At 70.8% G+C, this 26292-nt stretch carries 29 protein-coding genes and 1 pseudogene; 18 read left to right on the top strand and 12 right to left on the bottom strand.

The window, feature by feature from the left end; all coding sequences use genetic code 11:
* Window positions 1-378 precede the first annotated feature (378 nt).
* Complete coding sequence (locus tag ACVNF4_RS13460; protein WP_461803005.1) at window positions 379-1332, bottom strand: heavy metal transporter; 954 nt, start codon at window positions 1330-1332, stop codon at window positions 379-381.
* 84 nt (window positions 1333-1416) lie between these two features.
* Between ACVNF4_RS13460 and dapE the strand changes: the two genes are divergently transcribed.
* The 4 genes from dapE (at window position 1417) to ACVNF4_RS13440 (ending at window position 3913) form a co-directional block, all read left to right on the top strand.
* Window positions 1417-2493: a succinyl-diaminopimelate desuccinylase gene (gene dapE / locus ACVNF4_RS13455; RefSeq protein WP_461803004.1), complete on the top strand. Its 1077-nt coding sequence runs from the start codon at window positions 1417-1419 to the stop codon at window positions 2491-2493.
* A 71-nt stretch (window positions 2494-2564) separates the two neighbouring features.
* Window positions 2565-3311: an LOG family protein gene (locus ACVNF4_RS13450; protein WP_461803003.1), complete on the top strand. Its 747-nt coding sequence runs from the start codon at window positions 2565-2567 to the stop codon at window positions 3309-3311.
* 87 nt (window positions 3312-3398) lie between these two features.
* Window positions 3399-3665 carry a type II toxin-antitoxin system prevent-host-death family antitoxin gene (locus tag ACVNF4_RS13445; RefSeq protein ID WP_461803002.1) on the top strand — a complete coding sequence of 89 codons (267 nt, stop codon included), beginning with the start codon at window positions 3399-3401 and terminating at the stop codon, window positions 3663-3665.
* Window positions 3662-3913 (top strand): type II toxin-antitoxin system RelE family toxin, encoded by a 252-nt coding sequence (locus ACVNF4_RS13440; RefSeq protein WP_461803001.1) that lies wholly within the window; start codon window positions 3662-3664, stop codon window positions 3911-3913. Before ACVNF4_RS13445 ends, ACVNF4_RS13440 begins: the two co-directional genes overlap by 4 nt.
* 19 nt (window positions 3914-3932) lie before the next feature.
* Here ACVNF4_RS13440 and folP read toward each other — a convergent pair whose 3' ends face one another.
* Entirely contained in the window at window positions 3933-4793 is an 861-nt protein-coding gene (folP, locus tag ACVNF4_RS13435) for a dihydropteroate synthase (RefSeq protein WP_461803000.1), read from the bottom strand.
* 124 nt (window positions 4794-4917) lie between these two features.
* Here folP and ACVNF4_RS13430 point away from each other — a divergent pair, with 124 nt between their 5' ends.
* On the top strand, window positions 4918-5250 hold the full coding sequence (locus ACVNF4_RS13430; protein ID WP_461803007.1) for a DivIVA domain-containing protein: 333 nt from the start codon (window positions 4918-4920) through the stop codon (window positions 5248-5250).
* Window positions 5247-5819, top strand: coding sequence for a DNA-3-methyladenine glycosylase I (locus ACVNF4_RS13425; protein ID WP_461802999.1), 573 nt, complete (start codon window positions 5247-5249; stop codon window positions 5817-5819). The genes ACVNF4_RS13430 and ACVNF4_RS13425 overlap by 4 nt, the downstream gene beginning before the upstream one ends.
* Here ACVNF4_RS13425 and chcB read toward each other — a convergent pair.
* On the bottom strand, window positions 5816-6607 hold the full coding sequence (chcB, locus tag ACVNF4_RS13420) for a 2-cyclohexenylcarbonyl CoA isomerase (protein WP_461802998.1): 792 nt from the start codon (window positions 6605-6607) through the stop codon (window positions 5816-5818). The two genes, ACVNF4_RS13425 and chcB, sit on opposite strands and share 4 nt — an antisense overlap.
* A 350-nt stretch (window positions 6608-6957) precedes the next feature.
* On the opposite strand from chcB, the gene ACVNF4_RS13415 reads away from it, so the two are divergent.
* Window positions 6958-7125: a DUF3117 domain-containing protein gene (locus ACVNF4_RS13415; RefSeq protein WP_187747395.1), complete on the top strand. Its 168-nt coding sequence runs from the start codon at window positions 6958-6960 to the stop codon at window positions 7123-7125.
* 66 nt (window positions 7126-7191) lie between these two features.
* On the opposite strand, the gene ACVNF4_RS13410 is transcribed toward ACVNF4_RS13415, so the two are convergent.
* Window positions 7192-7890 (bottom strand): O-methyltransferase, encoded by a 699-nt coding sequence (locus ACVNF4_RS13410; protein WP_461803006.1) that lies wholly within the window; start codon window positions 7888-7890, stop codon window positions 7192-7194.
* Window positions 7891-8127: 237 nt separating this feature from the next.
* Here ACVNF4_RS13410 and sigE point away from each other — a divergent pair, with 237 nt between their 5' ends.
* The 5 genes from sigE to ACVNF4_RS13385 all read left to right on the top strand — a co-directional run bounded on the left by sigE (window position 8128) and on the right by ACVNF4_RS13385 (window position 14020).
* Complete coding sequence (gene sigE / locus ACVNF4_RS13405) at window positions 8128-8832, top strand: RNA polymerase sigma factor SigE (protein ID WP_461802997.1); 705 nt, start codon at window positions 8128-8130, stop codon at window positions 8830-8832.
* Window positions 8829-9818, top strand: a complete 990-nt coding sequence (locus ACVNF4_RS13400) for an anti-sigma factor family protein (protein WP_461802996.1) — start codon at window positions 8829-8831, stop codon at window positions 9816-9818. The genes sigE and ACVNF4_RS13400 overlap by 4 nt, the downstream gene beginning before the upstream one ends.
* Window positions 9819-10505: 687 nt before the next feature.
* Entirely contained in the window at window positions 10506-12548 is a 2043-nt protein-coding gene (locus tag ACVNF4_RS13395) for a S1C family serine protease (RefSeq protein WP_461802995.1), read from the top strand.
* A gap of 225 nt (window positions 12549-12773) precedes the next feature.
* A complete protein-coding gene (locus ACVNF4_RS13390) occupies window positions 12774-13256 on the top strand; it encodes a sec-independent translocase (RefSeq protein ID WP_461802994.1) in 483 nt (160 codons plus the stop codon).
* 122 nt (window positions 13257-13378) lie between these two features.
* Window positions 13379-14020, top strand: coding sequence for a hypothetical protein (locus tag ACVNF4_RS13385; protein ID WP_461802993.1), 642 nt, complete (start codon window positions 13379-13381; stop codon window positions 14018-14020).
* 88 nt (window positions 14021-14108) lie between these two features.
* On the opposite strand, the gene ACVNF4_RS13380 is transcribed toward ACVNF4_RS13385, so the two are convergent.
* Genes ACVNF4_RS13380 through ACVNF4_RS13370 form a run of 3 tightly spaced genes read right to left on the bottom strand, consistent with a single transcriptional unit; the run spans window position 14109 to window position 17091 of the window.
* A complete protein-coding gene (locus ACVNF4_RS13380) occupies window positions 14109-15242 on the bottom strand; it encodes an Mrp/NBP35 family ATP-binding protein (protein WP_461802992.1) in 1134 nt (377 codons plus the stop codon).
* Window positions 15243-15284: 42 nt separating this feature from the next.
* Window positions 15285-15818 (bottom strand): DUF1003 domain-containing protein, encoded by a 534-nt coding sequence (locus ACVNF4_RS13375; RefSeq protein WP_461802991.1) that lies wholly within the window; start codon window positions 15816-15818, stop codon window positions 15285-15287.
* Entirely contained in the window at window positions 15808-17091 is a 1284-nt protein-coding gene (locus ACVNF4_RS13370; RefSeq protein ID WP_461802990.1) for a magnesium transporter MgtE N-terminal domain-containing protein, read from the bottom strand. Before ACVNF4_RS13370 ends, ACVNF4_RS13375 begins: the two co-directional genes overlap by 11 nt.
* 220 nt (window positions 17092-17311) lie before the next feature.
* Between ACVNF4_RS13370 and ACVNF4_RS13365 the strand changes: the two genes are divergently transcribed.
* Entirely contained in the window at window positions 17312-18037 is a 726-nt protein-coding gene (locus tag ACVNF4_RS13365; RefSeq protein ID WP_461802989.1) for a hypothetical protein, read from the top strand.
* Between the two features lie 183 nt (window positions 18038-18220).
* Here the strand turns inward: ACVNF4_RS13365 and ACVNF4_RS13360 are convergent, their stop codons facing one another.
* Together ACVNF4_RS13360 and ACVNF4_RS13355 are read right to left on the bottom strand one after the other, a co-directional pair.
* The gene (locus ACVNF4_RS13360; protein ID WP_461802988.1) at window positions 18221-18709 is read right to left on the bottom strand and encodes a hypothetical protein; all 489 of its coding nucleotides are present in this window, start codon (window positions 18707-18709) and stop codon (window positions 18221-18223) included.
* A gap of 9 nt (window positions 18710-18718) precedes the next feature.
* Complete coding sequence (locus ACVNF4_RS13355) at window positions 18719-19837, bottom strand: magnesium and cobalt transport protein CorA (RefSeq protein ID WP_461802987.1); 1119 nt, start codon at window positions 19835-19837, stop codon at window positions 18719-18721.
* Window positions 19838-20283: 446 nt separating this feature from the next.
* On the opposite strand from ACVNF4_RS13355, the gene ACVNF4_RS13350 reads away from it, so the two are divergent.
* The 4 genes from ACVNF4_RS13350 to ACVNF4_RS13335 all read left to right on the top strand — a co-directional run bounded on the left by ACVNF4_RS13350 (window position 20284) and on the right by ACVNF4_RS13335 (window position 23491).
* Window positions 20284-20868 carry a suppressor of fused domain protein gene (locus tag ACVNF4_RS13350; RefSeq protein WP_461802986.1) on the top strand — a complete coding sequence of 195 codons (585 nt, stop codon included), beginning with the start codon at window positions 20284-20286 and terminating at the stop codon, window positions 20866-20868.
* 98 nt (window positions 20869-20966) lie between these two features.
* Window positions 20967-21608 (top strand): DUF6758 family protein, encoded by a 642-nt coding sequence (locus tag ACVNF4_RS13345; protein ID WP_461802985.1) that lies wholly within the window; start codon window positions 20967-20969, stop codon window positions 21606-21608.
* A gap of 98 nt (window positions 21609-21706) precedes the next feature.
* The gene (locus ACVNF4_RS13340; protein WP_461802984.1) at window positions 21707-22564 is read left to right on the top strand and encodes a PHP domain-containing protein; all 858 of its coding nucleotides are present in this window, start codon (window positions 21707-21709) and stop codon (window positions 22562-22564) included.
* A gap of 321 nt (window positions 22565-22885) precedes the next feature.
* Window positions 22886-23491, top strand: coding sequence for a MarC family protein (locus tag ACVNF4_RS13335; RefSeq protein ID WP_461802983.1), 606 nt, complete (start codon window positions 22886-22888; stop codon window positions 23489-23491).
* A gap of 75 nt (window positions 23492-23566) precedes the next feature.
* Here ACVNF4_RS13335 and ACVNF4_RS13330 read toward each other — a convergent pair whose 3' ends face one another.
* Window positions 23567-23719: a hypothetical protein gene (locus ACVNF4_RS13330; protein ID WP_461802982.1), complete on the bottom strand. Its 153-nt coding sequence runs from the start codon at window positions 23717-23719 to the stop codon at window positions 23567-23569.
* A gap of 184 nt (window positions 23720-23903) precedes the next feature.
* On the opposite strand from ACVNF4_RS13330, the gene ACVNF4_RS13325 reads away from it, so the two are divergent.
* A complete protein-coding gene (locus ACVNF4_RS13325) occupies window positions 23904-24800 on the top strand; it encodes an NYN domain-containing protein (RefSeq protein ID WP_461802981.1) in 897 nt (298 codons plus the stop codon).
* An 18-nt stretch (window positions 24801-24818) separates the two neighbouring features.
* Here the strand turns inward: ACVNF4_RS13325 and ACVNF4_RS13320 are convergent, their stop codons facing one another.
* Window positions 24819-25679, bottom strand: a complete 861-nt coding sequence (locus ACVNF4_RS13320) for an alpha/beta fold hydrolase (RefSeq protein WP_461802980.1) — start codon at window positions 25677-25679, stop codon at window positions 24819-24821.
* Between the two features lie 116 nt (window positions 25680-25795).
* A pseudogene (locus ACVNF4_RS13315) lies at window positions 25796-26292 on the bottom strand (DEAD/DEAH box helicase); the annotation flags it as partial.

Below are 26292 nucleotides of genomic sequence, written 5' to 3'. Positions count from 1 at the left end.
CTGGCCGGTGTGGAAGAGGGCGACGCAGCCGGTTTCCTCGATCACCTCGTACAACGCGTACGCGACGGCACGGGCGATCCGACGGGTCAGGGGAAGGGAGGACATGTCGCTCCTAGCAAGCTGGTTCGGACTCTGACGCCGTGAGAACACCCCGAAGCCCCAGGAAGGTTGCGAACCCCGAACGCAAAGACCTGGCAATGCGTCGCATTATCGGCTGTGGATAAAAACGGGCAAAGACCGTCGTCCCCGAAACCTCACGACCCCACTGAACCCCTGTGTTCCCAAGGGATTCGAGGGGGACGACGACGAGGGCCCCCAGGGGCCGATATCCCGCCACCCCACTCCACCACCCGTACCCCGCAGGGCTGACCCCTCGTACTACTGATCGGTCGTGATCCGCACCGACTCGCTGCCGCCCGCCCTGCTCGTACCGGCCGGCCGCCACTTGCTGTCGCTGTTCCCGGCGACCCACGTCTTCCCGGCGTAACTGACCCGCTGGATGTGCAGCGCCGAGGAGTTGGCGACGGCCCAGTGCGCGAGCTGCCACCCCCGCTCGGGCACCGAGCGCCCGGCGGAGGACGTGTCGCCGACGACCGGGAGCGACACGGTCTGGCCGCCGCTCAGGGCGGTGGGCCCCTCGTCCTTCGCGCCCGCCGAGGACGCCGTCCCCGCCGACTGGACCGCCTCGCGCCCGAAGTCCCGCACCAGCGCGGCCCGTACGGCGTCCGCGCCGGTCTTGACGACGGTCGCGTCGGGCCGTCCGGTGCAGGTCAGGGTCGCGGCGGAGCGGCCGGTCAGCGCGGCGGCGAGGACCGTCGCGTCGGGTTCGTGCTTGGCGTACGCGTCCGGATACCCGCTGCGCTGGACGCGCTGAGCTGCGACGGTGAGGGGGAGGTCGGTGTAGCCGCGGACCTTTTCGAGGTGCTCGTAGAAGATGTTCGCCGAGTACGCCGGGTCCTGGACCTGCGCCTCGGTGCCCCACCCCTGCGAGGGCCGCTGCTGGAAGAGGCCGAGCGAATCCCGGTCGCCGTGCGGGAGGTTGCGCAGCCCGGACTCCTGGAGCGCGGTCGCCAGCGCGATCGTCACCGCCCGCTGCGGCATGCCCCGGTTCGTGCCGACGGCTGTGATCGTCGCCGCGTTCACGGCCTGCTCCGGCGTGAACTCGTAGGTCGCGCCACCCTTCTCGGCGACGACCTTGCAGCCCGGATCACCGGTGCCGCCGGTGATGTACTGCACCACCACATAGCCCGCGACGGCGAGCAGGACGACGACCGCGGCGAGGGAACGGAACGCGCGGCCACGGCGCTTGGGAGAGGGGGACGGGGCTGACACGCGTACAAGGTACTGGAGAGTACGGTTTCCCGAGAGCCAGGTGGGAAGACTGGGCGCACGGCTTGGCGCGTTAGGGTCGATGCCATGGCCGACACCCCACTTGACCTCACGCTGGATGCCGCCGCGCTCACCGCGCGTCTCGTCGACTTCCCCTCCGAGAGCGGCACGGAAGAGCCCCTCGCGGACGCGATCGAGGCCGCCCTGCGCGCCCTTCCGCATCTGAGGGTCGACCGCCACGGCAACAACGTCGTCGCCCGCACCGAACTCGGCCTGCCGGAGCGGGTGATCCTCGCCGGCCACATCGACACCGTCCCGATCGCGGACAACGTCCCCTCCCGGCTCGACGCCGACGGCGTCCTGTGGGGGTGCGGCACCTGCGACATGAAGTCCGGGGTGGCGGTCCAGCTCCGCATCGCGGCGACGGTGCCAGCGCCCAACCGGGACCTCACCTTCATCTTCTACGACAACGAGGAGGTCGAGGCCACCCGCAACGGCCTCGGCCACGTCGCCCGCGCCCACCCCGAGTGGTTGGCCGGCGACTTCGCGGTCCTCCTGGAGCCGTCCGACGGCCAGGTCGAGGGCGGCTGCCAGGGGACGCTGCGCGTGCAGTTGACGACCCGGGGCGAGCGCGCCCACTCCGCCCGCTCCTGGATGGGCGCCAACGCCATCCACGCCGCCGCCCCGATCCTGGCCCGCCTCGCGTCGTACGAGCCGCGCCGTCCCGTCATCGACGGCCTGGAGTACCGCGAGGGCCTCAACGCCGTCGGGATCACCGGGGGCGTGGCGGGGAACGTCATCCCGGACGAGTGCGTCGTCACCGTCAACTTCCGCTACGCGCCGGACCGCGGCGAGGACGAGGCGATCGCGCACGTCCGTGAGGTGTTCGCGGGCTGCTACGAGGAGTTCACCGTCACCGACCACAGTCCCGGCGCCCTTCCCGGTCTCTCCCACCCGGCCGCGGCGGCGTTCGTCGAGGCGGTCGGCGGCACCCCGAGCCCCAAGTTCGGCTGGACGGACGTGAGTCGGTTCTCGGCGTTGGGCGTCCCAGCGGTCAACTACGGCCCCGGCAACCCCCTGTTGGCGCACAAGCGGGACGAACGCGTCGAGACGGCGAAGGTCCTGCACGCCGAGGAGCGGCTCAGGACCTGGCTGACACGCTGATGTCCCCCGTCCGTAACCCCCGCGGATCTAGGCTGGGGTACGGAACACCAGCACGTCGGAGGGAGCGCAATATGACGGTCGAGGGAACCCCCAAGCCGGAAGAACAGCGTCTGGGCCCGGTCCTGCGAAGGCGCTCCCAAGTCACGGCGAGTACGACGGACCAGCGCCTCCTGGACGCCGGCGGCCCCTCCGACTGGGTCCACACCGACCCCTGGCGGGTCCTGCGCATCCAGTCGGAGTTCATCGAGGGGTTCGGCACGCTCGCCGAACTCCCGCCCGCGATCAGCGTGTTCGGCTCCGCGCGGACGAAGCCGGAGTCCCCCGAGTACGAGGCGGGCGTCCGGCTCGGCCACGCGCTGGTCGACGCGGGCTGGGCCGTCATCACGGGCGGCGGGCCCGGCGCCATGGAAGCCGCCAACAAGGGCGCCTGCGAGGCGGGTGGCGTCTCCGTCGGCCTCGGCATCGAGTTGCCCTTCGAGCAGGGGCTCAACCCCTACGTCGACATCGGCCTCAACTTCCGCTACTTCTTCGTCCGCAAGATGATGTTCGTCAAGTACGCCCAAGGCTTCGTGGTCCTCCCCGGCGGCCTCGGCACCCTCGACGAACTCTTCGAGGCCCTGACCCTCGTCCAGACCCAGAAGGTCACCCGCTTCCCCATCGTCCTCTTCGGCACGGAGTACTGGGGCGGGTTGGTGGACTGGCTCAAGAACACGCTGGTCGCCGAGGGGAAGGCGTCCGAGAAAGACCTGCTGCTGTTCCACGTGACGGACGATGTGGACGAGGCGGTGGCGTTGGTGTCCAAGGAGGCGGCGCGGTAGAACGCGCGGTCGAGGGCTCTCGGCGCCGGCTCGGTGCCGAGAGCCTCCACCGCCGCATGAAGTGTCATCTAGCTGTACAGTAGATTCATGTCTGCTACATATCCCATCGCTGAAGCGAGGGGTAAGCTCGGCGAACTCGCTCGCCGAGCCGCCCAGCACGAACACATCACCCTGACGGACCGCGGTATCCCGACCGCCGTCCTCATCTCCCCGGCCGAGCTTGAGGATCTTGAGGACGCGCTGGCCCTGGCGCGGCTGGAGCGTGATCGTGCCCTCGGGCGCGGCGAGACCCCGGTGCCTCATGCCGAGGCGCGGCGGACACTCCTCGAAGCGGCGGGGAGGAACCCGGAGTGACCTGGCAGGTCCAGTGGGAACCGACGGCGCTGAACGCGGCCGTCGGATTCCTGAAGGACGACGCCCCGGCCGTGGACTCTCTCCTCCAGGTGACGGATCGGCTCACCGAGGACCCCAGGCCGGAAGGGTCGCGGGCCTGGGGCACCCAGCACCGCCGTCTCCGGCACGGCCCCTGGCGCATTCTGTATCGCATCGACGAAGAGGCCCGGCACCTCCATATCGAGCACGTGGGCCGCACCGCCGACTGAACGCCCAGCCGGTGAACCCCTACGCCAACCCCCGCCGCGCCACCGCCGGAGGCCGGTGCCCCGCGATCGACGCGACCATCTCCAACACCTGCCGTGTCTCGGCGACTTCGTGCACCCGATACACCTGCGCCCCCAGCCACGCCGACACGGCGGTGGTCGCGAGCGTCCCGATCAGCCGCTCCTTCACCGGCCGGTCGAGCGTCTCGCCCACGAAGTCCTTGTTGGACAGGGAGACCAGCACAGGCCACCCCGTCGCGGTCATCTCCCCGAGCCGCCGGGTCGCCTCCAGGCTGTGCCGGGTGTTCTTGCCGAAGTCGTGGCCGGGGTCGATGAGGATCGATTCGCGGGGGACGCCGAGAGAGGCCGCGCGCTCGGCGAGGCCGACGGTCACGTCCAGGATGTCGGCCATGACGTCGTCGTAGGCCACCCGGTGCGGACGGGTGCGGGGTTCGGAGCGGCCGGCGTGGGTGCAGACGAGGCCGGCGCCGTGGCGGGCGGCGACCTCCGCCAGCCCCGGATCCACGCCGCCCCACGCGTCGTTCAGAAGATCCGCGCCGGCCTCGCAGACGGCTTCGCCGACGGACGCCCGCCAGGTGTCGACGCTGATGATCACATCGGGGAACCGCCGCCGGACCTCCGCGACGAAACCGACCGTCCGACGGGCCTCCTCCTCGGCGGTGACCTCCTCGCCGGGCCCCGCCTTGACGCCGCCGATGTCGACGATCGCGGCGCCCTCGGAGACAGCCTGGGCGACGCGCGCGAGGGCCGGCTCGTCGTCGTACGTGGCGCCCTGGTCGTAGAAGGAGTCGGGGGTCCGGTTGACGATCGCCATGATCACCGGCTCGTGCGTACCGAATTCACGCCTGCCCAGCCTGAGCATCCCCTGTGACCTCTCCTACCTAGTAGATGCGGGACATCCGCCGCCTGAGACCCTAACCGCCGTACCCGCATGGCACGATCGGAGGCACACACGTCCGACGTTCGAGCGGGGCCCGCCGATGGTTATGTTCTTGTTCCTGGTCATCGCGCTCGCCGTGGTGGTCGCCGCGGTGACGCTCGCCGTGGTGGGCGGCGGGGAGGGCACGGGACCGCTGCCGGAGGAAGCGCCGCAGCGGCTGCACGACCCGCTCCCGTGGGACCGCCCGGTCACCCGCGCGGACGTCGACACCCTCCGCTTCCCGCTCGCCGTACGCGGCTACCGGATGTCCGACGTGGACGACGCACTCGGCCGCCTCGCCGCCGAACTCGCCGAGCGGGACGCCCGGATCGCCGACCTGGAGGCCGCGCTGACGGCCCCCCGCGTCTCCGTGGAGAAGCAGCCGGAGGACACCCAGTGACCGACGCCCTCGCGGGCCAGGACGGCGTCCTGCGCTGTCCCTGGGCGCTCTCCACGCCGGACTACGTCGCGTACCACGACGAGGAGTGGGGCCGCCCGGTCCACGGCGACGACGCCCTCTTCGAGCGCCTCAGCCTGGAGGCCTTCCAGTCCGGCCTCTCCTGGATCACCATCCTGCGCCGCCGCCCCACCTTCCGCACCGCCTTCAGCGACTTCCAGATCGCCAAGGTCGCCGCCTTCACCGACGAGGACCGCACCCGCCTCCTCGACGACCCCGGCATCATCCGGAACAAGGCCAAGGTGGACGCGACGATGGCCAACGCGCGCGTGCTGGCCGACTGGAAACCGGGCGAACTGGACGAACTGATCTGGTCCCACGCCCCGAAGAAACCCGGCAGGCCGCCCAGGTCCCTGGCCGACGTCCCCGCCGTCACGGACGAGTCGAAGGCGCTGGCCAAGGAGCTGAAGAAACGGGGGCTGAGGTTCGTCGGGCCGACGACGGCGTACGCGCTGATGCAGGCGTGCGGGCTGGTCAACGACCACCTCAAGGACTGCGGCGCGCGGGGTTAGCGCCCCACGTACTTCGGCGCCTCCTTGTGGACGAACGCCGACACCGCGATCTTGTGGTCCTCCGCCGCGCCCGCGCGCGTCTGCAACTCGTCCTCCTTGTCGAGCGTCTCCGTCAACGAGTGCGTCAACCCGAAGGCGACGGACTCCTTGATGGCGCCGTATGCGACGGTCGGCCCCTCGGCCAGGGAGCGGGCCAGTTTCAGGGCCTCCGCGTGGAGGTCGGCGGCGGGGACGACACGGTTGGCGATACCCAGGCCGAGCGCGTCCTGGGCACTGATGTTGCGGGGGAAGAGCAGCAGGTCCATCGCGCGGGAGGGGCCCACCACGCGCGGGAGGGTCCAGGAGATGCCGGAGTCGGCGGTGAGGGCGACACCCGCGAAGGACGTGTTGAAGGACGCGGTGTCCGCGACGATCCGGTAGTCCGCGGCGAGGGCGAACCCGAACCCGGCGCCGGCGGCGACCCCGTTGACGGCGGCCACGACCGGCTTCGCGGCACTCGTCAGCGCGCGGGCGATCGGGTTGTAGTGCTCGCTGACGGTGCTCATCACCGCGTCCGAACCCTCCAGCAGCAGCCCGATGTGCTCCTTGAGGTCCTGCCCCACACAGAACGCCCGGTCCCCGGCGGCGGTCAGCAGGATCGCCCGCACGGTGTCGTCGGAGGCGGCGGAGACGACGGCGTCCCGCAGCGCGGCCTTCGCCTCAAGGTTCAGCGCGTTCATCTTCTCCGGACGGTTCAGAGTGATGATCGCCAGTCCGTCGGTCACCTCGTACAGCACCGCGTCGGCCATGGAATGCCCCTCCGTATCAAGAACGTGTGGACTCAGCATGGCGGAGTTCTCCGTCCGAGGACCGGACGGGTGGTGTGACCTGCGTCAAAGAATCCGGGTCCGTTCCCGGACGGCCTAACGCGATGCGGCGGAGCAGTATCGCAGCCACAACGCCGAATTGGGTGGTTTTGCTCGCGCGCGTTGCGCAAGCGATGCCGTCCGAAGTTGGTCATCGGGTCCTGCGATGCGGGATAATGGCTTGGAAGCAATGTGTTCGATGCCGGTGTCGCGTGTCCCACGCAGGACCGCGCGTGCCCTCCCAGGGGCCGTCGGCTTTGACGGTTGAGCTGGTTTCAGGAAGGGGAACGAGCATGGCGGCCATGAAGCCGCGGACGGGCGACGGCCCGCTTGAGGTGACCAAAGAGGGGCGGGGCATCGTCATGCGCGTTCCTCTCGAAGGCGGCGGGCGCCTCGTCGTCGAGCTGACGCCAGACGAGGCCCTGGCGCTCGGCGAGGCCCTCAACAAGGTCGTCAGCTGACCGCAAGCAGCCCCTTACGGCAGTCCCGGCATCGCGTGCGGCGCCGGGACTGTCGTTTTCACAGCGTCAGCGCTTGACGGCGCACAGCAGCCCGTCGCCGACCGGCAGCAGCGACGGCACCATCTCGGTGCTCTCGCGCACCGTGCGCAGCAGCTCCCGCACCCGGACCACCTCCGTGGGCTGGGGGCCGGAGTCGACGGTACGGCCGTTGGCGAAGACGCCCTCGAAGACCACGAGCCCGCCGGGCCGCAGCAGGCGCAACGATTCAGCTAGATAGTCGAGCAGTTCCAGCCGATCCCCGTCACAGAAGACGAGGTCGTATCCGGCGTCCGCGAGCCGCGGCAGCACGTCCAGCGCGCGCCCGGGGATGAACCGCGCCCGGTTGCTCGCGAACCCGCAGGCGCGGAACGCCTGCCGGGCGAACTGCTGGTGCTCCGGCTCGGGGTCGACGGTCGTCAGGACACCGTCGGTGCGCATGCCGTGCAGGAGGTGCAGACCGGAGACGCCGGTGCCGGTGCCGATCTCGGCGACCGCCTTCGCGTCGACCGTGGCGGCCAGCAACCGCAGCGCGGCGCCCGTGCTGGGCGACACCGAGCGCAGCCCTGCCTCACGGGCCCGCTCCCGCGCCCAGCGCAGTGCGTCGTCCTCGGCGGCGTAGGCGTCGGCGAACGCCCAGCTTGCCTGCCGGTTGCCGGTAATGACCCTCTCCTCATCCCCACGATGTGCTTCGGCGTGACTGTATCCGCTGCGGGCGGGAACCCGCAGATGGGACTGTGCGTTTGAAGGGGTGGGAACGGTGACGGGGGGACACAGTTGGATCACGAAGGCGGGAGGGGCGGCGAGTTCGGCCGGACGCAGCCGTATGAGCCGTATCAGCCCAGATCAAATTCAGGTAAAACCGCTTATCCGGAGCTAACGGGCGAGGTGGCTATGGTAGGGGCTCCACTGGACACCACCAGAGCCGACAGGGGAGGTGCGGCCCAGTCTGTGGATCGGGGAGGAGTGCTCCGGCGCTTTCTCGGGTCGGCGGGCAGGCCGAAATCCGTGAACGACACCGCTGACCGCAGCCACGCCGGCGCCTACGCCCAGACCGCGACCTTCTCCACCGACGCGGACGGGCAGGCGTGGACTCCGCCCACGTGGGAGGAGATCGTCAGCATGCACAGCGGGCGCGTCTACCGCCTGGCCTACCGCCTGACAGGCAACCAGCACGACGCCGAGGACCTGACGCAGGAAGTCTTCGTCCGCGTCTTCCGCTCCCTGTCGACCTACACGCCCGGCACCTTCGAGGGCTGGCTCCACCGGATCACCACCAACCTCTTCCTCGACATGGTCCGCCGCAAGCAGCGCATCCGCTTCGACGCCCTCGGGGAAGACGCCGCGGAGAAGCTCGCCAGCAAGGAGCCGACGCCCCAACAGCTCTTCAACGACGCCCACTTCGACGCGGACGTCCAGCAGGCGCTGGACACCCTCGCGCCCGAGTTCCGCGCGGCCGTCGTGCTGTGCGACATCGAGGGGCTGTCGTACGAGGAGATCGCGGCGACGCTCGGCGTCAAGCTCGGTACCGTCCGCTCCCGGATCCACCGGGGCCGCTCCCAGCTGCGCAAGGCCCTCGCGCACCGCTCCCCGCAGGCCCGCGAGGCCGAGCGGCGGCGGACGTTCATGGCCCGTGTCCCCGTTCTGGGGGGAGGGGGCGCGACCGCGTGAGTGGACTCGGTGGCTCCAGGCCCAAAACTCCCGCGGGACGGCATCTCGCGGAGCAGCATCTAGGCGACCGGCTCTCCGCCCTGGTGGACGGAGAGCTGGGCCACGACGCGCGCGAGCGCGTCCTCGCCCACGTCGCGACGTGCTCCAAGTGCAAGGCCGAGGTCGACGCGCAGCGCCGGCTCAAGAGCGTGTTCTCCGAAGTGGCCCCGCCGGCCCCCTCCGAGAGCTTCCTCGCCCGCCTCCAAGGGCTTCCCGGGGGCGGAGTCGGCCCGCTCGGGAGCGGCGCGCTCGGCGGTGAGCGGAGTCCCAGACCGGGCTCCCGGAGGTTCGGTGACTCCGAGCCGTTCGGGAGCGGGCCGGTCTTCGGGGGACGCGCGGGAGAGGCGTTCGAGTTCGGGTACCTGGCGGGGGAGGAACGCGAGGCCGTGGGGGACGTGTCCGTGCGGGCCTTTCGTGAGCCGTCCGCCGCGTTCTCCGCCTCCGCCTCCGCCTCTGCCTCCGTCGCCGTCGCCGGGAAGGGCTTCCCTGTGCATCCCGTCGGGCGGCACGAGGAGCGGTCCCGCGGCATGCGGTTCGCGTTCGTCGCCGCCGGGGCCGTGTCGCTCGCCGCGATCGCGCTGGGCGGGGTCACCGGGTCCGCGCCGATCGACCAGTCGACCGAGGCGCGGGGTGGGGCCGGCAGCAATGTCACGCCGTCCCGGGCGCCGGGGGCGGCCGTCCCCGACTCCCTGCGCCGCCGGGCCGCAGGTCCCCTCCTCTCCCAGGGCGGGCAGGGTGTCCTGCGCGACACCCCCACCGCCCCCACCGAGGTGTCCGCGCCGCTCCTGCCGGGGATCCCCACCCCGGTCTCCGCGCGCCACGAAGAGGCGCTGCGCGCACTGACCGCGCCGGTCGTCGCCGGTGCCGCCGCCATGTCCCCCCTGATACGCCCGCTCTCCGTGACCTGGCCCACCACCCCCGGCCTGCCGTCCCCGGACACCCGCTGACACACCGTCTGCGCACCGTGGCCCGACCTGGTTGAATCCAGCGAGTACCCGCGTCCACGCCGTCCCGGCCGGACGCGCAGACGACGTCCGACCCCGCCGCCCCCACGTGTCCGGCCGAGGTCGGCTGGTGGGGAGAGCATGGACAGGGAGCCGAGGGGAGCCGAAGGGGCCACACCGTCGCCCTCCGGGGGTGACGCCGGGGAGCCGACCGGCGAGACGCGGGGTGTGTCCGGTGCCGGGCGGTCTTCGGAGCCGGTGGCTGGCAGGCCCGGCCTCGGGGAGAGTTCCGAGAGGACGGCGGCTGCCGGGGGTAGCGCCGGGGAGTCTGGGGTGACTGCGGAGGTGATGGCCGTGGGTGCCGGGGAATCGGACGGTGAGATGCGGGGCGCGTCCGGTGCCGGGGACCCCCTGGGGACGGCGGCCATCGGGTCGGGTGGATCCGGGGGCGCTGAGAAGTCTCGGGTGGCTGCGGAGGTGACGCCCGTGGGCGCGTGGTCCTCGGAGCCGGTGGCAGGCAGGCTCGGTCTCGGGGAGGGTTCCGAGAGGACGGCGGCTGCCGGGGCCGGTGGACTGAAGGGGGTGGCGGAGGCGCGCGCTGCTGGGGAGTCGGCGGATTTTGATGCTGGGCGTTCGGAAGGGGTTGAGGACGTGGTCGGTGGCGGGGCGCGCGGGGGTGCTGAGGAGGCTGTGAGCAGCCGGGATCAGGTGGACGATGCCGGGGACTTCGAGTTGGCCCGGCCCCAAGAAGGCGACGGGGACTACGAGTTGAGGGGGCCGGACCGGCCGGCGGTGCCACTGACGAAGAACGACGCCGAGCCCGTCGCCACACCTCCCACCTCGGAACCGGACCCCGCCCCGACACCGGACGCCTCCACGAGCCTCGTCCCCGAGACGGCCTTCGTCCCGGCGCCGGATGCCTCCGCCCGCCTCGTCCCCGAGACGCCCTTCGACGCGGCGCCGGATGCCCCCGCGAGCCTTCTCTCCGAAGCCCCTCTCGGTGCTGTGCCGGGAGCCTCCGTACAGGAGACGGCCCTCGCCTCGATGCCGGACGCCCCCGCGAGCCTCGTTCGCGAAGCGCCCCGCGGTGCGGTGCCGGTCGCCCCCGAAACCCTCGTCCCGGCGCCGGATGCCTCTGCCCGCCTCGTTCCGGAGACGCCCCTCGCGGTGCCGGATGCCCCCGCGAGCCTCGTCTCCGAAACCCTCGTCCCGACACCGGACGCCTCCGCCCACCTAGTCCCGGAGGTGCCCCTCGACGCGGCGCCGGACACCCCCGTGAGCCTCGTCCCCGAGACGTCCCTTGCCCCGGCGCCGGACGCCTCCGCCCGCCTCGTTGCGGAGACGCCTCTCGTCCCGGCCCCGGACACCCCCGTGAGCCCCCTCCCCGAGGCGCCCCTCGCCCCGACACCGGACGCCCCCGCCGGCCTCGTCCCCGAACCCCCCTTCGACACCCCCGCCCCCCTCCACCGCACCGATGAATACAGCACGCCCCCCTACGGCCAGCCCGGCCCCTGGGCGGACGCGCCCCCCGTGCAGCACCCCGGTGTGGCGCAGGGGGAGCCGTGGGGGCGGTATGACCCCTGGGCGGTGGCGCCGTTGCAGCAGACGGGGGAGGCGGTGCGGTCGGAGAAGGAGCGGAAGAGGGAGCGGTGGAAGGGGATTCTCGCGGGGGCCGTTTTGTTGGCGCTGGTGGCCGGTGGGGTCGGGGGGTATGTCGGGGTGCAGTTGGAGCGGAACGGGATCGGGGGGATCCAGTTGCCGCAGGCGCCGCCCGAGCCCAGTGGGCGGGCGGCCGACAGTACTGCCGGGATCGCCGCCAGGGCGTTGCCGAGTGTGGTGACCCTGCATGTGAAGGGGAGCGGGGAGTCGGGGACGGGGACCGGGTTCGTGCTGGACGACCGGGGATACATCCTCACGAACAATCACGTGGTCCAGCCCGCGGGCGGCGGCGGTGAGATAACGGTCGTCTTCAACGGCGGCCAGGCCGTCGCGGGGGAGATCGTCGGGCGGGACGCCGGTTACGACCTCGCGGTCGTCAAGGTCAAGGGCGTCCGCAACCTCACCCCCCTCCCGCTCGGGAACTCCGACGGCGTCCAGGTCGGTGACCCGGTCGTCGCGATCGGCGCCCCCTTCGACCTGTCCGGGACGGTCACCTCGGGCATCATCAGCGCCAAGGAACGCCCGATCACCGCAGGCGGCGACGGGAGCGACGTGTCGTACGTGGACGCGCTCCAGACGGACGCGCCGATAAACCCGGGCAACTCCGGTGGCCCGCTGCTGGACGCCCGGGGCCGGGTCATCGGCATCAACTCCGCGATCCGCTCGGCGGGCGGCACGGAAGCGGGCACCGGACAGGCGGGCTCCGTCGGACTCGGCTTCGCCATCCCCGTGAACCAGGGCAAGCGGATCGCCGAGGAACTCATCGACACCGGCCGCGCGACCCACCCGATCATCGGCATCACCCTCGACCTCTCCTACACCGGCCAGGGCGCCCGCGTCCGCACGGACAACGGGGACGCCGGCCCGCCGGTGACCGTGGGCGGCCCCGGGGACCTCGCCGGGATCGAGCCGGGGGACGTGATCACCGAGGTCGACGGCAGGCCCATCGACTCCAGCGACGAACTGATCGTCAAGGTGCGGGCGCACCGTCCGGGCGACCGGCTGGAGCTGACCGTCGTCCGCGACGGGAAGCCGAGGGCGATGTCGCTGGTGCTGGGGAGTGCCGGAGGGTGAGAAACGGGTGCGGACCGGAACTGACGGAAACCTCACAGCCGACCGGCACGCACCCGCCCCACAAGGCAAACAACGCGGAAAACCGCCCGTCCGGGATGTCCCGGAGGGGTGCGGGCGGTACCGGTACGACAGGTGCGACAGGTACCTTGGAGGCGGCCCGGACCACGGAAGGACCCGCCGGTACCGGGGAGGGCCGAGGACCGCGGACATCGCAAGGAGCTTCAGGTGTTCAATGACATAGGACCGCTTGAGCTGGTGACCCTCGCAGTCCTGGCCGTGCTCATCTTCGGTCCGGACAAGCTCCCCAAGGTCATCCAGGACGTGGCGCGCACGATCCGGAAGATCCGTGAGTTCTCGGACAGCGCCAAGCAGGACATCCGCAACGAGCTGGGCCCCGAGTTCAAGGACTTCGAGTTCGAGGACCTCAACCCCAAGACGTTCATTCGCAAGCAGCTGGACAACGACGAGCTGGGGCTGAAGGAGATCCGCAACGGCTTCGACCTGAAGTCGGAGATGGCGGAGGTCTCCGAGGCGATCCACACCACGGCCGAGTCCGCGTCCACGCCGCTGCCGTCCGGCAAGGTCGACATGAGCAAGCCCGGCCCCGTCACGCCGGACCTCTCCAAGCCGGACCTCACGAAGAAGGCGGACCTCACGAAGAAGCCGGACGACGACGGCCGGCCCCCCTTCGACTACGACGCCACCTGAGCCGTACGCCCGGCCCGCTCACCGGGTGGATATGCTGCCGAGTTGTTGTGCGGACCGGACGTGTGCGCCCGAAGGGGGGCGGGCCGTACCGGTCCGCCGTGAGCGAGGAGGCGTCCGGGCAGATGGAGACGACAAGTCGAGCGGTCGCGGAGGGCGGGCAAGCGTCCGCCGTCCGGCGCGTGGTTGACGGCTTCCTGGAGGCGTCCTTCCCCTGGTACGGCCTGGACGAGGCGTACACGGGGCGTCGGTGGCTGATGCAGGTCGGGACGGCGGCGGACGGGGCCGTCGAGCACGGGTCCGTCGGGCATGGCGATGAGCCGTCCGTCCGCCATGAGACCGCGGGGGAGGACCGGGGGAAGTTCGCGGTCGTCGTGACCGTCGCCGCGAATCCGTCCCGGAGGAGTGCGGATGGGACGGGGTTGCTGGAAGCGACCTCTGTTTCGTCCGCCGCGTGGTTGGCGGGGGTCGGGCTGCTGTCGTTCACCTGGCCCGGTCAGATGGATCACAGTCTGCGGGACGACTGGTTGGACCAGCAGACGGAGACGGCGTGGGTCCTCGCAGACGATCTCGCCGGTGAGGACTGGTCCACTCTGACCCTGCCGGTGGACGGGGTGCCTACCCCGTTTCATTATCGGGAGTCAGAATTTGGGTGGGTACTGGCTGGGTCCACTCAGCAGGGGGTGCATCTTGGGGCGTACGGGCGCGGGATGAGTGCGTACGGGCTCGGGTTCTCGACCGTGAAGGACATCGGCGAGTACGCCTAGACGCCGTGGGGCGCTGAGGAACGGGCGCGAGTACCAGTTGTTCGTGGTCGCTCGCGCCCCTGAAAGATTCGCTCCCCTTGGCCGTCGGCTAGAACTTGTTTCGTGGTGTGATCCCGAGGGACATGCCCGACAGGCCCCTCTGTCGTCCCCCCAGCTTCCCCGCGATCCCCCTCAGCGCCGACCCCGCCGGCGAATCCGGGTCCGTCAGCACCACCGGCTTGCCCTCGTCCCCGCCCTCCCGCAGACGGACGTCGATCGGGATGGAACCCAGTACCGGGACCGTCGCCCCCGTCGTCCGCGTCAAGCCCTCGGCGACCAACTGCCCCCCGCCCGTGCCGAAGATGTCGACCATGTCGCCGCAGTGGGGACAGGGCAGGCCGGACATGTTCTCGACGACGCCGACGATCTTCTGGTGGGTCTGGACGGCGATGGCGCCGGCCCGCTCGGCGACCTCGGCGGCGGCCTGCTGGGGGGTCGTCACCACCAGGATCTCGGCGTTGGGGACCAGCTGGGCCACCGAGATCGCGATGTCGCCGGTGCCCGGGGGGAGGTCCAGGAGGAGGACGTCCAGGTCACCCCAGTAGACGTCCGAGAGGAACTGCTGCAAAGCCCTGTGCAGCATCGGGCCCCGCCACACCACCGGCGCGTTGCCCGGCGTGAACATGCCGATGGAGATGACCTTCACGCCGTGCGCGGAGGGCGGCATGATCATGTTCTCGACCTGCGTGGGCAGGCCGTCCGCACCGAGCATGCGGGGGACGGAGTGGCCGTAGATGTCGGCGTCGACGACACCCACCTTCAGGCCGTCGGCGGCCATCGCGGCGGCCAGGTTGACCGTCACCGAGGACTTGCCGACGCCGCCCTTGCCGGAGGCGACCGCGTAGACGCGGGTGAGGGAACCCGGTTTCGCGAAGGGGACCTCGCGCTCGGTCTGCCCGCCGCGCAGCGCCGTCGCCAGCTCCTTGCGCTGCTCGTCGCTCATCACGTCGAGCGTGACGTCGACCCGGGTGACCCCCTCGACCGCCGAGACGGCGTCCGTCACGCGCTGCGTGATCGTGTCCCGCATCGGGCAGCCGGAGACGGTCAGGTACACGGTCACCGCGACCGCGCCGTCCGCACCGATCTCCACCGATTTGACCATCCCCAGCTCGGTGATGGGCCGGTTGATCTCGGGGTCGTTCACCGTCGCCAGTGCCTCGCGCACCGCGTCTTCGCTAGCCATACGACGATGGTACGGCGGCCGTGGGCGCCACCCGCACGCCCCTCAGCGGTCGTCCATGTCACGCACAGGTGACCGGTCCGCCGGGAATACGCCCTGTCCGTCCAACTCCTTGACGAGGTCCTGGAGCTCCGACCTGATCCAGTCCCGCGTCGCGACCTCCCCGAGCCCGATCCGCAGCGCCGCGATCTCCCGGGTCAGGTACTCGGTGTCCGCGATCGACCGCTCGTTCTGCTTGCGGTCCAGTTCGAGGTCGACCCGCGCCCGGTCGTCCTGCCGGTTCTGCGCGAGCAGGATCAGCGGGGCGGCGTAGGACGCCTGGAGGGAGAGCATGAGGGTGAGGAAGATGAACGGATAGTTGTCGAACCGCAGGTCGGCGGGGGCGAAGATGTTCCACAGCACCCAGACGACGATGACGACGGTCATCCAGACGATGAACCGCCCGGTCCCCAGGAACCGCGCGATCCGCTCGGACAGCCGCCCGAACGCCTCCGGATCCCACTCCGGCAGGAACCGGTGCCGCTGCGGACGCGGCTGATCGAGCCGCACGCGCGGCCGGGACGTCTTCTCAGGCGCCATCACTGACCGCCTCCTCCCCGATGTGGAACTCGTTCTCCCGCCAGTCCTCCGGCAGCATGTGGTCCAGCACGTCGTCCACGGTCACCGCGCCCAGCAGCGACCCCGACTCGTCCACCACCGGCGCCGCGACCATGTCGTACGTCGCGAAGAACCCGGCGACGACGGGCAGCGCGGCCTCCGGGTTCAGGGGCCGTAGGTCGTCGTCGATGATCGAGCCGACGAGCGTGTACGGGGGGTCGCGCAGGAGGCGCTGGAAGTGGACCGTGCCGAGGTACTTGCCGGTCGGCGTCTCGTCCGGCGGGCGGCAGACGTAGACCTGGGCGGCCAGCGCGGGGGAGAGGTCGGGCTCGCGGATGCGGGCGAGGGCGTCGGCGACGGTCGCGTCCGGCCGCAGGATGATCGGCTCGGTCGTCATCAGGCCGCCCGCCGTGTGCTCCTCGTACCGCAGCAGGCGCCGCATGTCCGCCGCGTCGTCCGGCTCCATCAGCGACAGCAGGCGCTCCTGGTCCGCCTCCGGCAGCTCGGCGAGGAGGTCGGCCGCGTCGTCCGGGTCCATCGCCTCCAGGACGTCCGCCGCGCGCTCCTCCTTCAGCTTGCCGAGGATCTCGATCTGGTCGTCCTCCGGGAGCTCTTCGAGGACGTCGGCCAGGCGGTCGTCGTCGAGAGCCGCCGCGACTTCGCCGCGCCGCTTCGCCGAGAGGTGGTGCAGGACGTTCGCGAGGTCCGCCGGGCGCAGTTGCTCGAACGTCGCGAGGAGGTTCTCGGCGCCCTGGCCCTCCTCCTCCAGCGAGATGCCGTCGATGGCACCCCACTCGACGGTCACCGCCTCGCCCTTCGCCCGGCGGAACGTGCTCGCGGGCCTGCCCTTGCGCAGGAAGACCCGGTCCACCTCCCACTCCCGGCGGGCCGTCAGCTGCTGCACCGACAGATCGAGGACGGTCGCCTCCTCGCCGGTCTCCGCGAGGGTGACGCGGCGGTCGAGGAGCTCACCGAAGACGAGGCGCTCCGTGGGGCGCTGCTCGAAGCGGCGGACGTTCAGGACGCCGGTCGTCAGGACCTGGCCGGACTGCACGCCGGTCACCCGGGTCATCGGCAGGAAGATCCGGCGGCGCGTGGACAGCTCGACGACGATGCCGAGGAGGCGGGGGGCTCTGCGGTTCGTGCGGAGCATGACGACGAGGTCGCGCAACCGGCCGACCTGGTCGCCGTTCGGGTCGAAGACGGCGACACCGGAGAGGTGCGAGACGAAGATCCGGGGGGCGCCGGCTGCCATGACGGGGGTTCCTTTGCGATGGTCCGGGTTGCTGGCTGGGAGGTCCGGATCGGCGGCTGGTTGGTCCGGATTGTCGGCTCGGGAGGGCTTAAGGCTAGCCCGTCCCGATCGGATACGCCCTGGTGAGGGGTACGGAAGACGTGCGTCCGCCGGTCGCGCGCGACCCCGGTACGCTGCCGTACGCCGCCCCTCACGTCTGTGCTGAAAGCGAGCGTCTTCCGTGACCGCTTCCTCTCCGGCCCGCACCCGCACCGCACTGCTCGGGGTGGTGTGCGCGCTCGCCGTGGGGTTGACCGGGTGCGGCGGGGAGGACCCCGACGCGGGCACCAACGGGGTGGGGAAGCTGGCGCCGGATAAGATCCAGGCCAAGGCCAAGGCGGCGGCGTCCGGGGTGGACGCCGTGCGGCTCGCCGGGAGCGTCGTCACCAACGGGCGGACGTACCGGCTCGACATGCGCCTCAAGAAGGACGGTGGCACCGGGTCGGTCTCCTCACAGGGGACGACGTTCCAGTTGCTGAGGGTCGGCGAGAAGCTGTATCTGAAGGCCGACGCCGGGTTCTGGAAACAGGACGGCGACGCGACGGCCGCCGCCGGCAAGCTGGACGGCAAGTACGTCAGGATCCCGGCCGGCGATGCCTCGTACACCAAATTCAGCGGCTTCACGGACAAGGACCTCCTTCTCGACGGGCTCCTGACCCTCCACGGGTCGCTCTCCAAGGACGGGCACCACGAACAGTCGGGTACCCGCACGATCAGAATCACGGGGGACAAGGGGGGCGGCGGCACGCTGGACGTCTCCCTCAAGGGCGAGCCGTATCCGCTGCTGCTCCAACGCGCCGGGAGCGCCGGGTCGTTGGCGTTCTCTTCGTGGGGGCAGGACTTTGAGTTGGCGGAGCCGGAGAAGGGGGACACTGTGGATTACGGGAAGCAACTTCCGGCTTCTTGAGGGGGTGTTGGGGTGCGTCGATACAGCCCCGCGCCCCTCCAGAACCTCGGTGCGCACGCTTCTTCGACGTGCTGGCCCGCGTGTCCCTAAAAGACCTGTCGCTCGTGTCTCTCTAACATCCCGCCGTCCTCTCTTCTCCGCCGCGGCGGTCTTCGGCGGTGCCGAACTCGGCTCAGCCGCTTGCTACTTGCGTTTCCGGAACAGCAGGCGGGGTACCGCCGCCGGGATCGGTTGCCGGGTTGTCGCCGGGGTCGGGACCGGGCGGGACGCCAAGTCGCCCTCCGGCATCGGCAGCGTCTCTCCTGTCGGCTCCAGGCGGAGCAGCCTGCACTCCCTGGACCATCTCTCCAACATGGCCTCGCCGTCGGGGGCGTTGAGGCGTTTGGTCTTCAACTCGCCTGTGGCGGAGGCGTACTCGTCCGTCCCCGGCTTCACATGGACGACCCTCGCTGTCCACGTCACCAGCCGGCCCCCCTTGTCCTTGCTGCGGACAGTCACCTCGGCCGTCCCCCCTTCGGTCAGCCCGTTGAGGGGCTGTTCGCCGGGGCCGTCGCCCAGGACGTACGCCGCGCCTTCGTGCCAGGTGTGCCAGAGGGGGCGGGCGCTCACCCAGATGAGGCCCGACTTCTTGGTGGCCTCTTCTACGAGGGCCCGGTCGAGGGGGGAGGTCATGGCGTCAGCCTAGAGCCAGCCGTTGCGCTTGAGCGTGCGGTGGATGCCGAAGCACATGGTGACCATGACGGCCATGACCATGGGGTAGCCGTACTTCCAGCGCAGCTCGGGCATGTAGTCGAAGTTCATGCCGTAGACCCCGCACACCATGGTGGGGACGGCGATGATGGCGGCCCACGAGGTGATCTTCCGCATGTCCTCGTTCTGCGCGACGGACGCTTGCGCGAGGTTGGCCTGGAGGATCGAGTTGAGGAGTTCGTCGAAGCCGAGGACCTGCTCCTGGACGCGCGCGAGATGGTCGGCGACGTCACGGAAGTACTTCTGGATGTCGGGGTCGACGAGCCGCATGGGCCGCTCGCTCAGCAACTGCATCGGACGCAGCAGCGGAGACACCGCCCGCTTGAACTCCAGTACCTCACGCTTGAGTTGGTAGATCCGGCTCGGGTCCGTCCCCCGGGGCGACCCGTTGCGCCCCGGCGAGAACACGTCCGTCTCGACCTCGTCGATGTCGTCCTGGACGGCGTCCGCGACGGCGATGTACCCGTCGACGACATGGTCGGCGATGGCGTGCAGCACGGCCGAGGGCCCCTTCGCGAGCAACTCGGGGTCGTCCTGCAACCGGTGGCGCAGCGCGCGCAGGGAACCCTGTCCGCCGTGCCGGACGGTGATGACGAAGTCCTTGCCGGTGAAGCACATGACCTCACCGGTCTCCACGACCTCACTGTTCGCGTCGAGTTGCGCGTGCTCCACGTAGTGGATGGTCTTGAAGACGGTGAACAGGGAGTCGTCGTACCGCTCCAGCTTGGGCCGCTGGTGGGCCTGCACGGCGTCCTCGACGGCGAGCGGGTGCAGCCCGAACTCGCTTGCGATACCGGCGAATTCGGCCTCGGTCGGCTCATGCAGCCCGATCCACACGAACCCGCCGGAGCGGCGCACCTGACGCATCGCCTCGTGCGGGGTGAGGCACTTGTCGTAGGCGATCCGCGCGCCGTCGCGGTAGATCGCGCAGTCGACGACGGCCGAGGGCGTCGCGGGGTCGCGGGTCGTGTCGTACGCGCCGCTCTGCGGAGCTGCCTTGCGGTCCTTGCGCAGGGACGTCGCGGCGCGCAGGTTGTGGATCATGGACATGGCAGGGCTCCTTCGCATCGGTGACGCATTCGGTGACGAATGGCCACGCCGACGGGTGGAACTGCCCGGAATGAGGACGTCCTGAGCGTGAGGATGTTTGGTACGTCCACAAAGCGGGAAGCACCGCACCGTCGCGGTGGCTTGCTTCAGGTTTCAGTGAGATGAAACGCAAGGTGAGACGAAGTGCTCTTCCGCGGAAGGCGAGGAACAGAAAGAAGGACGCTGTCGCGTCAGCGGCGGAAAGAGCGAGTGGTACTGCACGGGTGACTTCGATCCATGACAGCCCCACCTCCTCCGGCCGGTCCCTCGTAAGGGAGATCCTCGTCGAGCGGGCTTGATACGTCATGCTTCTGCACGGCAGCCCAGAGCGACGTCGAAAGAGTATCAGCAGACAGAAGTGTCAAGGTGCTGCTTTGCCCCGTACTGACGAGTTCTATGCTCGCGACATGGCTGATGTTCTTCCCCTGGTCGAGGCCCGGTTGCTCACCGCGCTGGGTGAACCGGACGCCCGCGCGGCGGTCACCTTCCTCGGCACCGACCGCGTCGAGGTCCTCCGTTTCCAGGGGGACGGCGTCGTCCGCTACGCCACTCTCGGCATGTCCGCAAGCCCCATGAACGACCCCACCTCCTTTGCCGCCGACCCCGTCGAGGGCCCCCGCGCGGAGCTGATCCTCTCCGTGCGCGCGGGTCTCGCCGACACCGACAAGGTTCTTCGCCCCCTCGCCGTCCTCGCCGCGTCCCCGCAGGTCGAGGGCGTCGTCGTCGCCCCCGGCAGCTCGCTGGACGTCGGTGAACCCCTGTGGCCGGGCGCCCCCTTCACCTCCGTCCTCGTCGCCGAGCCCGGCGGTCTCGTCGAGGACCTCGAACTCGACGCCCCCCTCGACCCCGTCCACTTCCTCCCCCTCCTGCCGATGACCCCCAACGAGGCCGCCTGGAAACGCGTCCACGGCGCGCAGGCGCTCCAGGAGCGGTGGCTGGCGAGCGGGACGGATCTGCGGGACCCGGCGCGCAGGTCCGTCGACCTGACCTGACCCCCGGGTGACCGAACTCACCGTCAGTTCGTGCCCCTCGCTCCGGACGGGTGATCTCCGCTTGACGCGGGCGGGGGAGGGTAGGACCGTGGGGCTCTATGAGGGGCGAACCCAGTTGCCCGAAGTGCGGTGGCCGGGTCCGGGCTCCCGGTCTCTTCGCCGACACCTGGCAGTGCGGTGTCCACGGCACGGTGCATCCGGTCCAGCCTGTGATCCCGCCCAGCGTCGAAGGGCTCGGCGTGGTGGTGCACCGCACCCAGGTGCCCGTGTGGATGCCGTGGCCGCTGCCCGTGGGCTGGCTGTTCACGGGGGTCGCGTGCGCCGGTGACGACCGCAGCGGCGGGCGGGCCAGCGCCGTCGCCTGCACCGGTCCAGGGCCGCTCGGCGGCATGGGCGAGCTGATCCTCGTCGCCGAGGAACTGGGCGTGGGCCTCGGCGCGCGCTACGCCGGCATCGACGGCCCCGACCCCGGCCCGCATCTCGACGTCGAGAAGCCCGCCCAGGCGAAGGTCCTGGCCGCCGGCCGGCCTACCCCCCTGTGGCACGTCGCCGAGGCGCCGGACGACCGTGCCGTGTTCGCCGGCGAGGCGCTGGGGATGTGGCTGTGGGCCGTGGTGTGGCCGGAGCAGTCGGGGATGCTGATGTACGACGAGCTGGTGCTGACGGATCTGCGGGACGCGGGGGCGGAGGTGGAGATGGTGCCGTGCGGGGCGTTGTCGCCGCGCCTGCTGGGGCCGTAAGGGGTGACCTCCAGGGTGGGGTGTGACAATCGCACCTTCCGGGACGGTTATTCTTGGCTCACCCTCGTCCCGTCCGTCACCCGCCTGGAGCACGCACCGTGCGCATCGACCTGCACTGCCACTCCACCGCGTCCGACGGCACGGACACCCCCGCCGAACTGGTCCGGGGCGCCGCTGCCGCCGGGCTCGACGTCGTCGCCCTCACCGACCACGACACGACCCGCGGATACGCCGAGGCCGTCGCCGCGCTCCCCGAGGGGCTGACGCTGGTCACGGGTGCCGAACTGTCCTGCCGGATCGACGGCATCTCGATGCACATGCTGGCCTACCTCTTCGACCCCGAGGAACCCGCGCTGCTCGCCGAGCGGGAACTCGTGCGGGACGACCGGGTGCCGCGCGCCCAGGCGATGGTCGCCCGGCTCCAGGCGCTCGGCGTCGACGTCAGCTGGGAGCAGGTCGCGCGGATCGCCGGGGACGGCTCCGTCGGGCGGCCCCATGTCGCCGCGGCCCTCGTCGAGGCGGGCGTGGTGGGGTCGGTCGGTGACGCCTTCACCGAGCAGTGGCTCGCCGACGGCGGCCGTGCGCACGTCTCCAAGCACGAGACCGACCCCTTCGAGGCCATCCGCCTCGTCAAGGCGGCCGGCGGCGTCACCGTCTTCGCCCACCCCGCCGCCGCCAAACGCGGCCTCACCGTCCCCGACTCGACCATCGCCGACCTGGCCGCCGCCGGGCTCGACGGCATCGAGGTCGACCACATGGACCACGAGCCCGCGACCCGCGAGCGCCTGCGGGGGCTGGCCGCCGAACTGGGTCTGCTCGTCACCGGGTCCAGCGACTACCACGGCAGCCGCAAGACGTGCGTGCTGGGGGAGTACACGACCGACCCCGAGGTGTACGGGGAGATCACGCGCCGGGCGTGGGGGGCGTTCCCGGTGCCGGGGGCCGGCGGAGCCTGAGGCGTCCAGCGGGGCGCCGCGCTGCCGCCGGGCTTTCGCCGGGACGGCGTTCCGCGGGGCCGTGGGTCGGGCTGGGCTGTGGCTGTCGGTCTGATGGGCCGGGCCGCCGTCGAGTCGGGCTTTCCGCCGGGCCGAGGTGCGTCTCCGGTGCTGCCGGGCGAGTGACGCCGGGTCTGTGCCGGTCCGGGGTTCGTCGGGCCGGCGTGCCGGTGCCGTGATCCGCCCGCTTCGCCGTCTCTCCGGAACACCCCGCTGCCCCTGCCCCTCCCATCCCCCTCCCGTCCCTTTCTCGTCCCAACCTCTCCCCAAGGCTCTTCACCCATGTTCGACGTCGCTGTCTTCGGCTCTCTCTTCCTCACCCTTTTTGTCATCATGGATCCCCCCGGGATCACCCCGATCTTCCTCGCGCTGACCTCGGGCCGCCCGGCGAAGGTGCAGAAGCGGATGGCGTTCCAGGCCGTCTGTGTGGCCGGCGGGGTGATCACGGTGTTCGGGCTGCTGGGCCACCAGATCCTGACGTATCTGCATGTCTCGGTGCCGGCCTTGATGATCGCGGGCGGACTGCTGCTTCTGTTGATCGCCCTGGACCTGTTGACAGGAAAGAGCGACGAACCGAAGCAGACCAAGGACGTCAATGTGGCGCTCGTCCCGCTGGGGATGCCGCTGCTGGCCGGTCCGGGCGCGATCGTGTCGGTCATCCTGGCCGTGCAGAGGGCGGACAGCGTCGCGACGCAGGTGTCCGTGTGGGGCGCGATTCTCGCGATCCACGCCGTGCTGTGGCTGGTGATGCGGTACTCGCTGCTGATCATCAAGGTCATCAAGGACGGCGGCGTCGTCCTCGTGACCCGGCTCGCCGGGATGATGCTGTCGGCGATCGCGGTGCAGCAGATCATCAACGGGGTGACGCAGGTGATCCGGGGCTCCTGAGCCCGTGCGTACATGCAGAACCCCCGTACGGTGTCGGCACCGTACGGGGGTTCTGAAGTGTGATGCGCTCGCGCGTTACGAGGCGGCGCTGTCGGCCGGGCGGATCCAGAGGCGCTGCCCTATGGCGGCGGCGTCCTGCACGATCCGGTTGACGGAGGCGGCGTCCACGACAGTGCGGTCCACGGGCGTGCCGTCGACGTCGTCGAGTCGCAGGATTTCGAAGCGCACTGGCTTCTCCCTTCGTCGGTTGTCCTCCTGAGGAGAATCGCTGTTACATGAGCAGTCAACGTGGCTCGTGTTACGAACATTCCCTACGCTAAAGAAATTTTTCGAACAGCTAACTACTAAGCAGTAGGGAAGACTGAACGGGATCGGTTGTGTTCGCTGCGTGACCGGCGGGACAATGGGGAGGATGAGTGACGACCTCAGGCCCCTCGCGGACCGCATCGACCACACGAACGACCTGCTCAGACGGGTGCTCGCCGAGGTGGCGAAGACACCCTCGACGCACGCGATCTTCGTCGACGCGGGGTACCTCTACGCCGCCGCCGGCCGCCTGATCGCCGGCACGGAGGACCGAAGAGCCTTCGAGCTCGACGCCGAGGGCCTCCTGGAGGCGCTCATCGACCGGGCCCGCCAGGTCTTCGCGGACAGCAGGCTCCTCAGGGTCTACTGGTACGACGGCGCCCGGCGGCGCATCCACACCGCCGAACAGCAGTCGATCGCGGAGCTTCCCGACGTCAAGGTTCGCTTGGGCAACCTCAACGCGAACAACCAGCAGAAGGGCGTCGACTCCCTCATCCGCACGGATCTCGAATCCCTCGCCCGCCACCGCGCGATCAGCGACGCCGCCCTCCTCGGCGGCGACGAGGACCTCGTCTCGGCGGTCGAGGCGGCCCAGGGGTACGGCGCGCGCGTCCACCTCTGGGGCATCGAGGCGCCGGAGGGCCGCAACCAGGCCGAGCCGCTGCTCTGGGAGGTCGACAGCCAGCGCACGCTGGACCTCGATTTCTTCAAGCCGTACGTGTCCCGCCGGGCCGTCGCTTCCTACGAGGCCGCCTCCGCCACCCGCCCCACCCGCGAGGACGTCCGCTTCGTCGGCGCGCAGATCGCGGCGAAGTGGCTGGTGGAACGGGGGCGGGCGAACCTCGCGGAACTCCTGCCGGGGCATCCGTACCTGCCGGGCTCCGTCGACCAGGACCTCCTGGTCGAGGCCGAGGGGATACTCCAGTACTCGCTGCGGGGGCAGGCGGATCTGCGGAGGGCGCTGCGGGACGGGTTCTGGGAGCACGTGCAGACGCAGTACTAGTACCGGTCGCCGGTCATTTCAGCTGTCCGCCTGTGCATCCCAGAAATCCGCCAGCGCCTCGGCGGTCGGGAGCGGCCGGTCCTGGTTCGGGGAGTGGTCCGCCCCCTCGATCACCGTGCGCCGCGCGGAGAGCCGTACCGCCATCTCGTCCAGCAGCGGCAGCGGCCAGGTGTCGTCGCTCGACCCCGACAGCACGTGGCACGGCAGCGGGACGGCGGCCAGTTCGGCGACGCGGTCCGGTTCCACGCACAACTGGCGTCCCGTGGCGAGGAGTTGAGCCGGCTTGTTGCCCGTCCACCGGTCACGCAGCAACTCCGGTGTCCCGAACCCCTTCGTCGGCCCGCCGACATCCTCCGGCGGCCCCATCGCGACGATCACCTCCCACACCTGCGCCATGCTCATCACGGCCAGCGCCTCGTGCAGTGCCTTCACGCGCTGCTTCTGCGAGTCCGAGATCTCCGCCGGGCCCGACGACATCAACGTCAGGCTGCGGAACGGGGACCGGTCCAGCAGCACCGCCGCCCGCGCGACCTGCCCGCCCATCGAGTGCCCCAGCAGATGCGCCGGCGCCCCCACGCACTCCGCCAGCGCGAGCACGTCCTTCGCCAACTCGCCCTGCGCGTAAGCGGATTCGTCCACTTCGGGGCCGTCCGACTGGTACTGCCCCCGCCCGTCCACGGCCACCGTCCGATACCCCCGCGCCGCCAACGGCCCCTGGAGGAAGTGGAAGTCCTCCTTGCTACCGGTGAACCCGGGCAGCAGCAGCGCCAACCCCCGGTAGGGCACGTCCGGAACGGCAGGAGTGTCGACCGCCGCGAAGCCGCCGCGCTGCGTGCGGAGGACGACGGCTCGGGCTGCGGGGGGAAGGGGGAAGCTCACGTGGGGAGGGTATCCGGGGAGGTCGGGGGCGCCGGTACCGGTATCCCCGTGGAACGCCGATGGCCCGGCCCCCTGTGAGAGGGGGCCGGGCCATCGGCGTGTGCGTGCGTCGCCGCTCAGCCGTCCGTGGGCTCCACGGCGGCCGTCTTCCGGGTCCGGCGCGGCTTCGCCACCGGCTCCTCCGTCGCCTGCGCCGGGATCTCGGCCACGGTGGCCGCCTTCCGGGTCGTACGGCGGCGGGGCTTGGGCTCCTCGACGGCCTCGGCCGGCGCGGCCGGGGCCTCGGCGGGAGCCGCCGTCTTGCGGGTGCGGCGCGGTTTGGCGACCTCGGCCGTCTCCGCAGCCTCTACGACCGCTTCGGCGGCTTTGGTGGCGGCGGTCTTGCGGGTCCGGCGGGGCTTCGGTGCCTCGACGGCCTCGGCGGTGTCCACAGCGGCCTCCGCTGCGGCGGCCGTCTTGCGGGTGCGGCGCGGTTTGGCGACCTCGGCCGTCTCCGCAGCCTCTACGACCGCTTCGGCGGCCTTGGTGGCGGCGGTCTTGCGGGTCCGGCGGGGCTTCGGTGCCTCGACGGCCTCGGCGGTGTCCACAGCGGCCTCCGCTGCGGCGGCCGTCT

The organism is Streptomyces sp. S6 (assembly GCF_054880855.1).
Note: the sequence above shows the minus strand (reverse complement) of the source record. Positions and strands in the feature narration are given on the sequence as shown.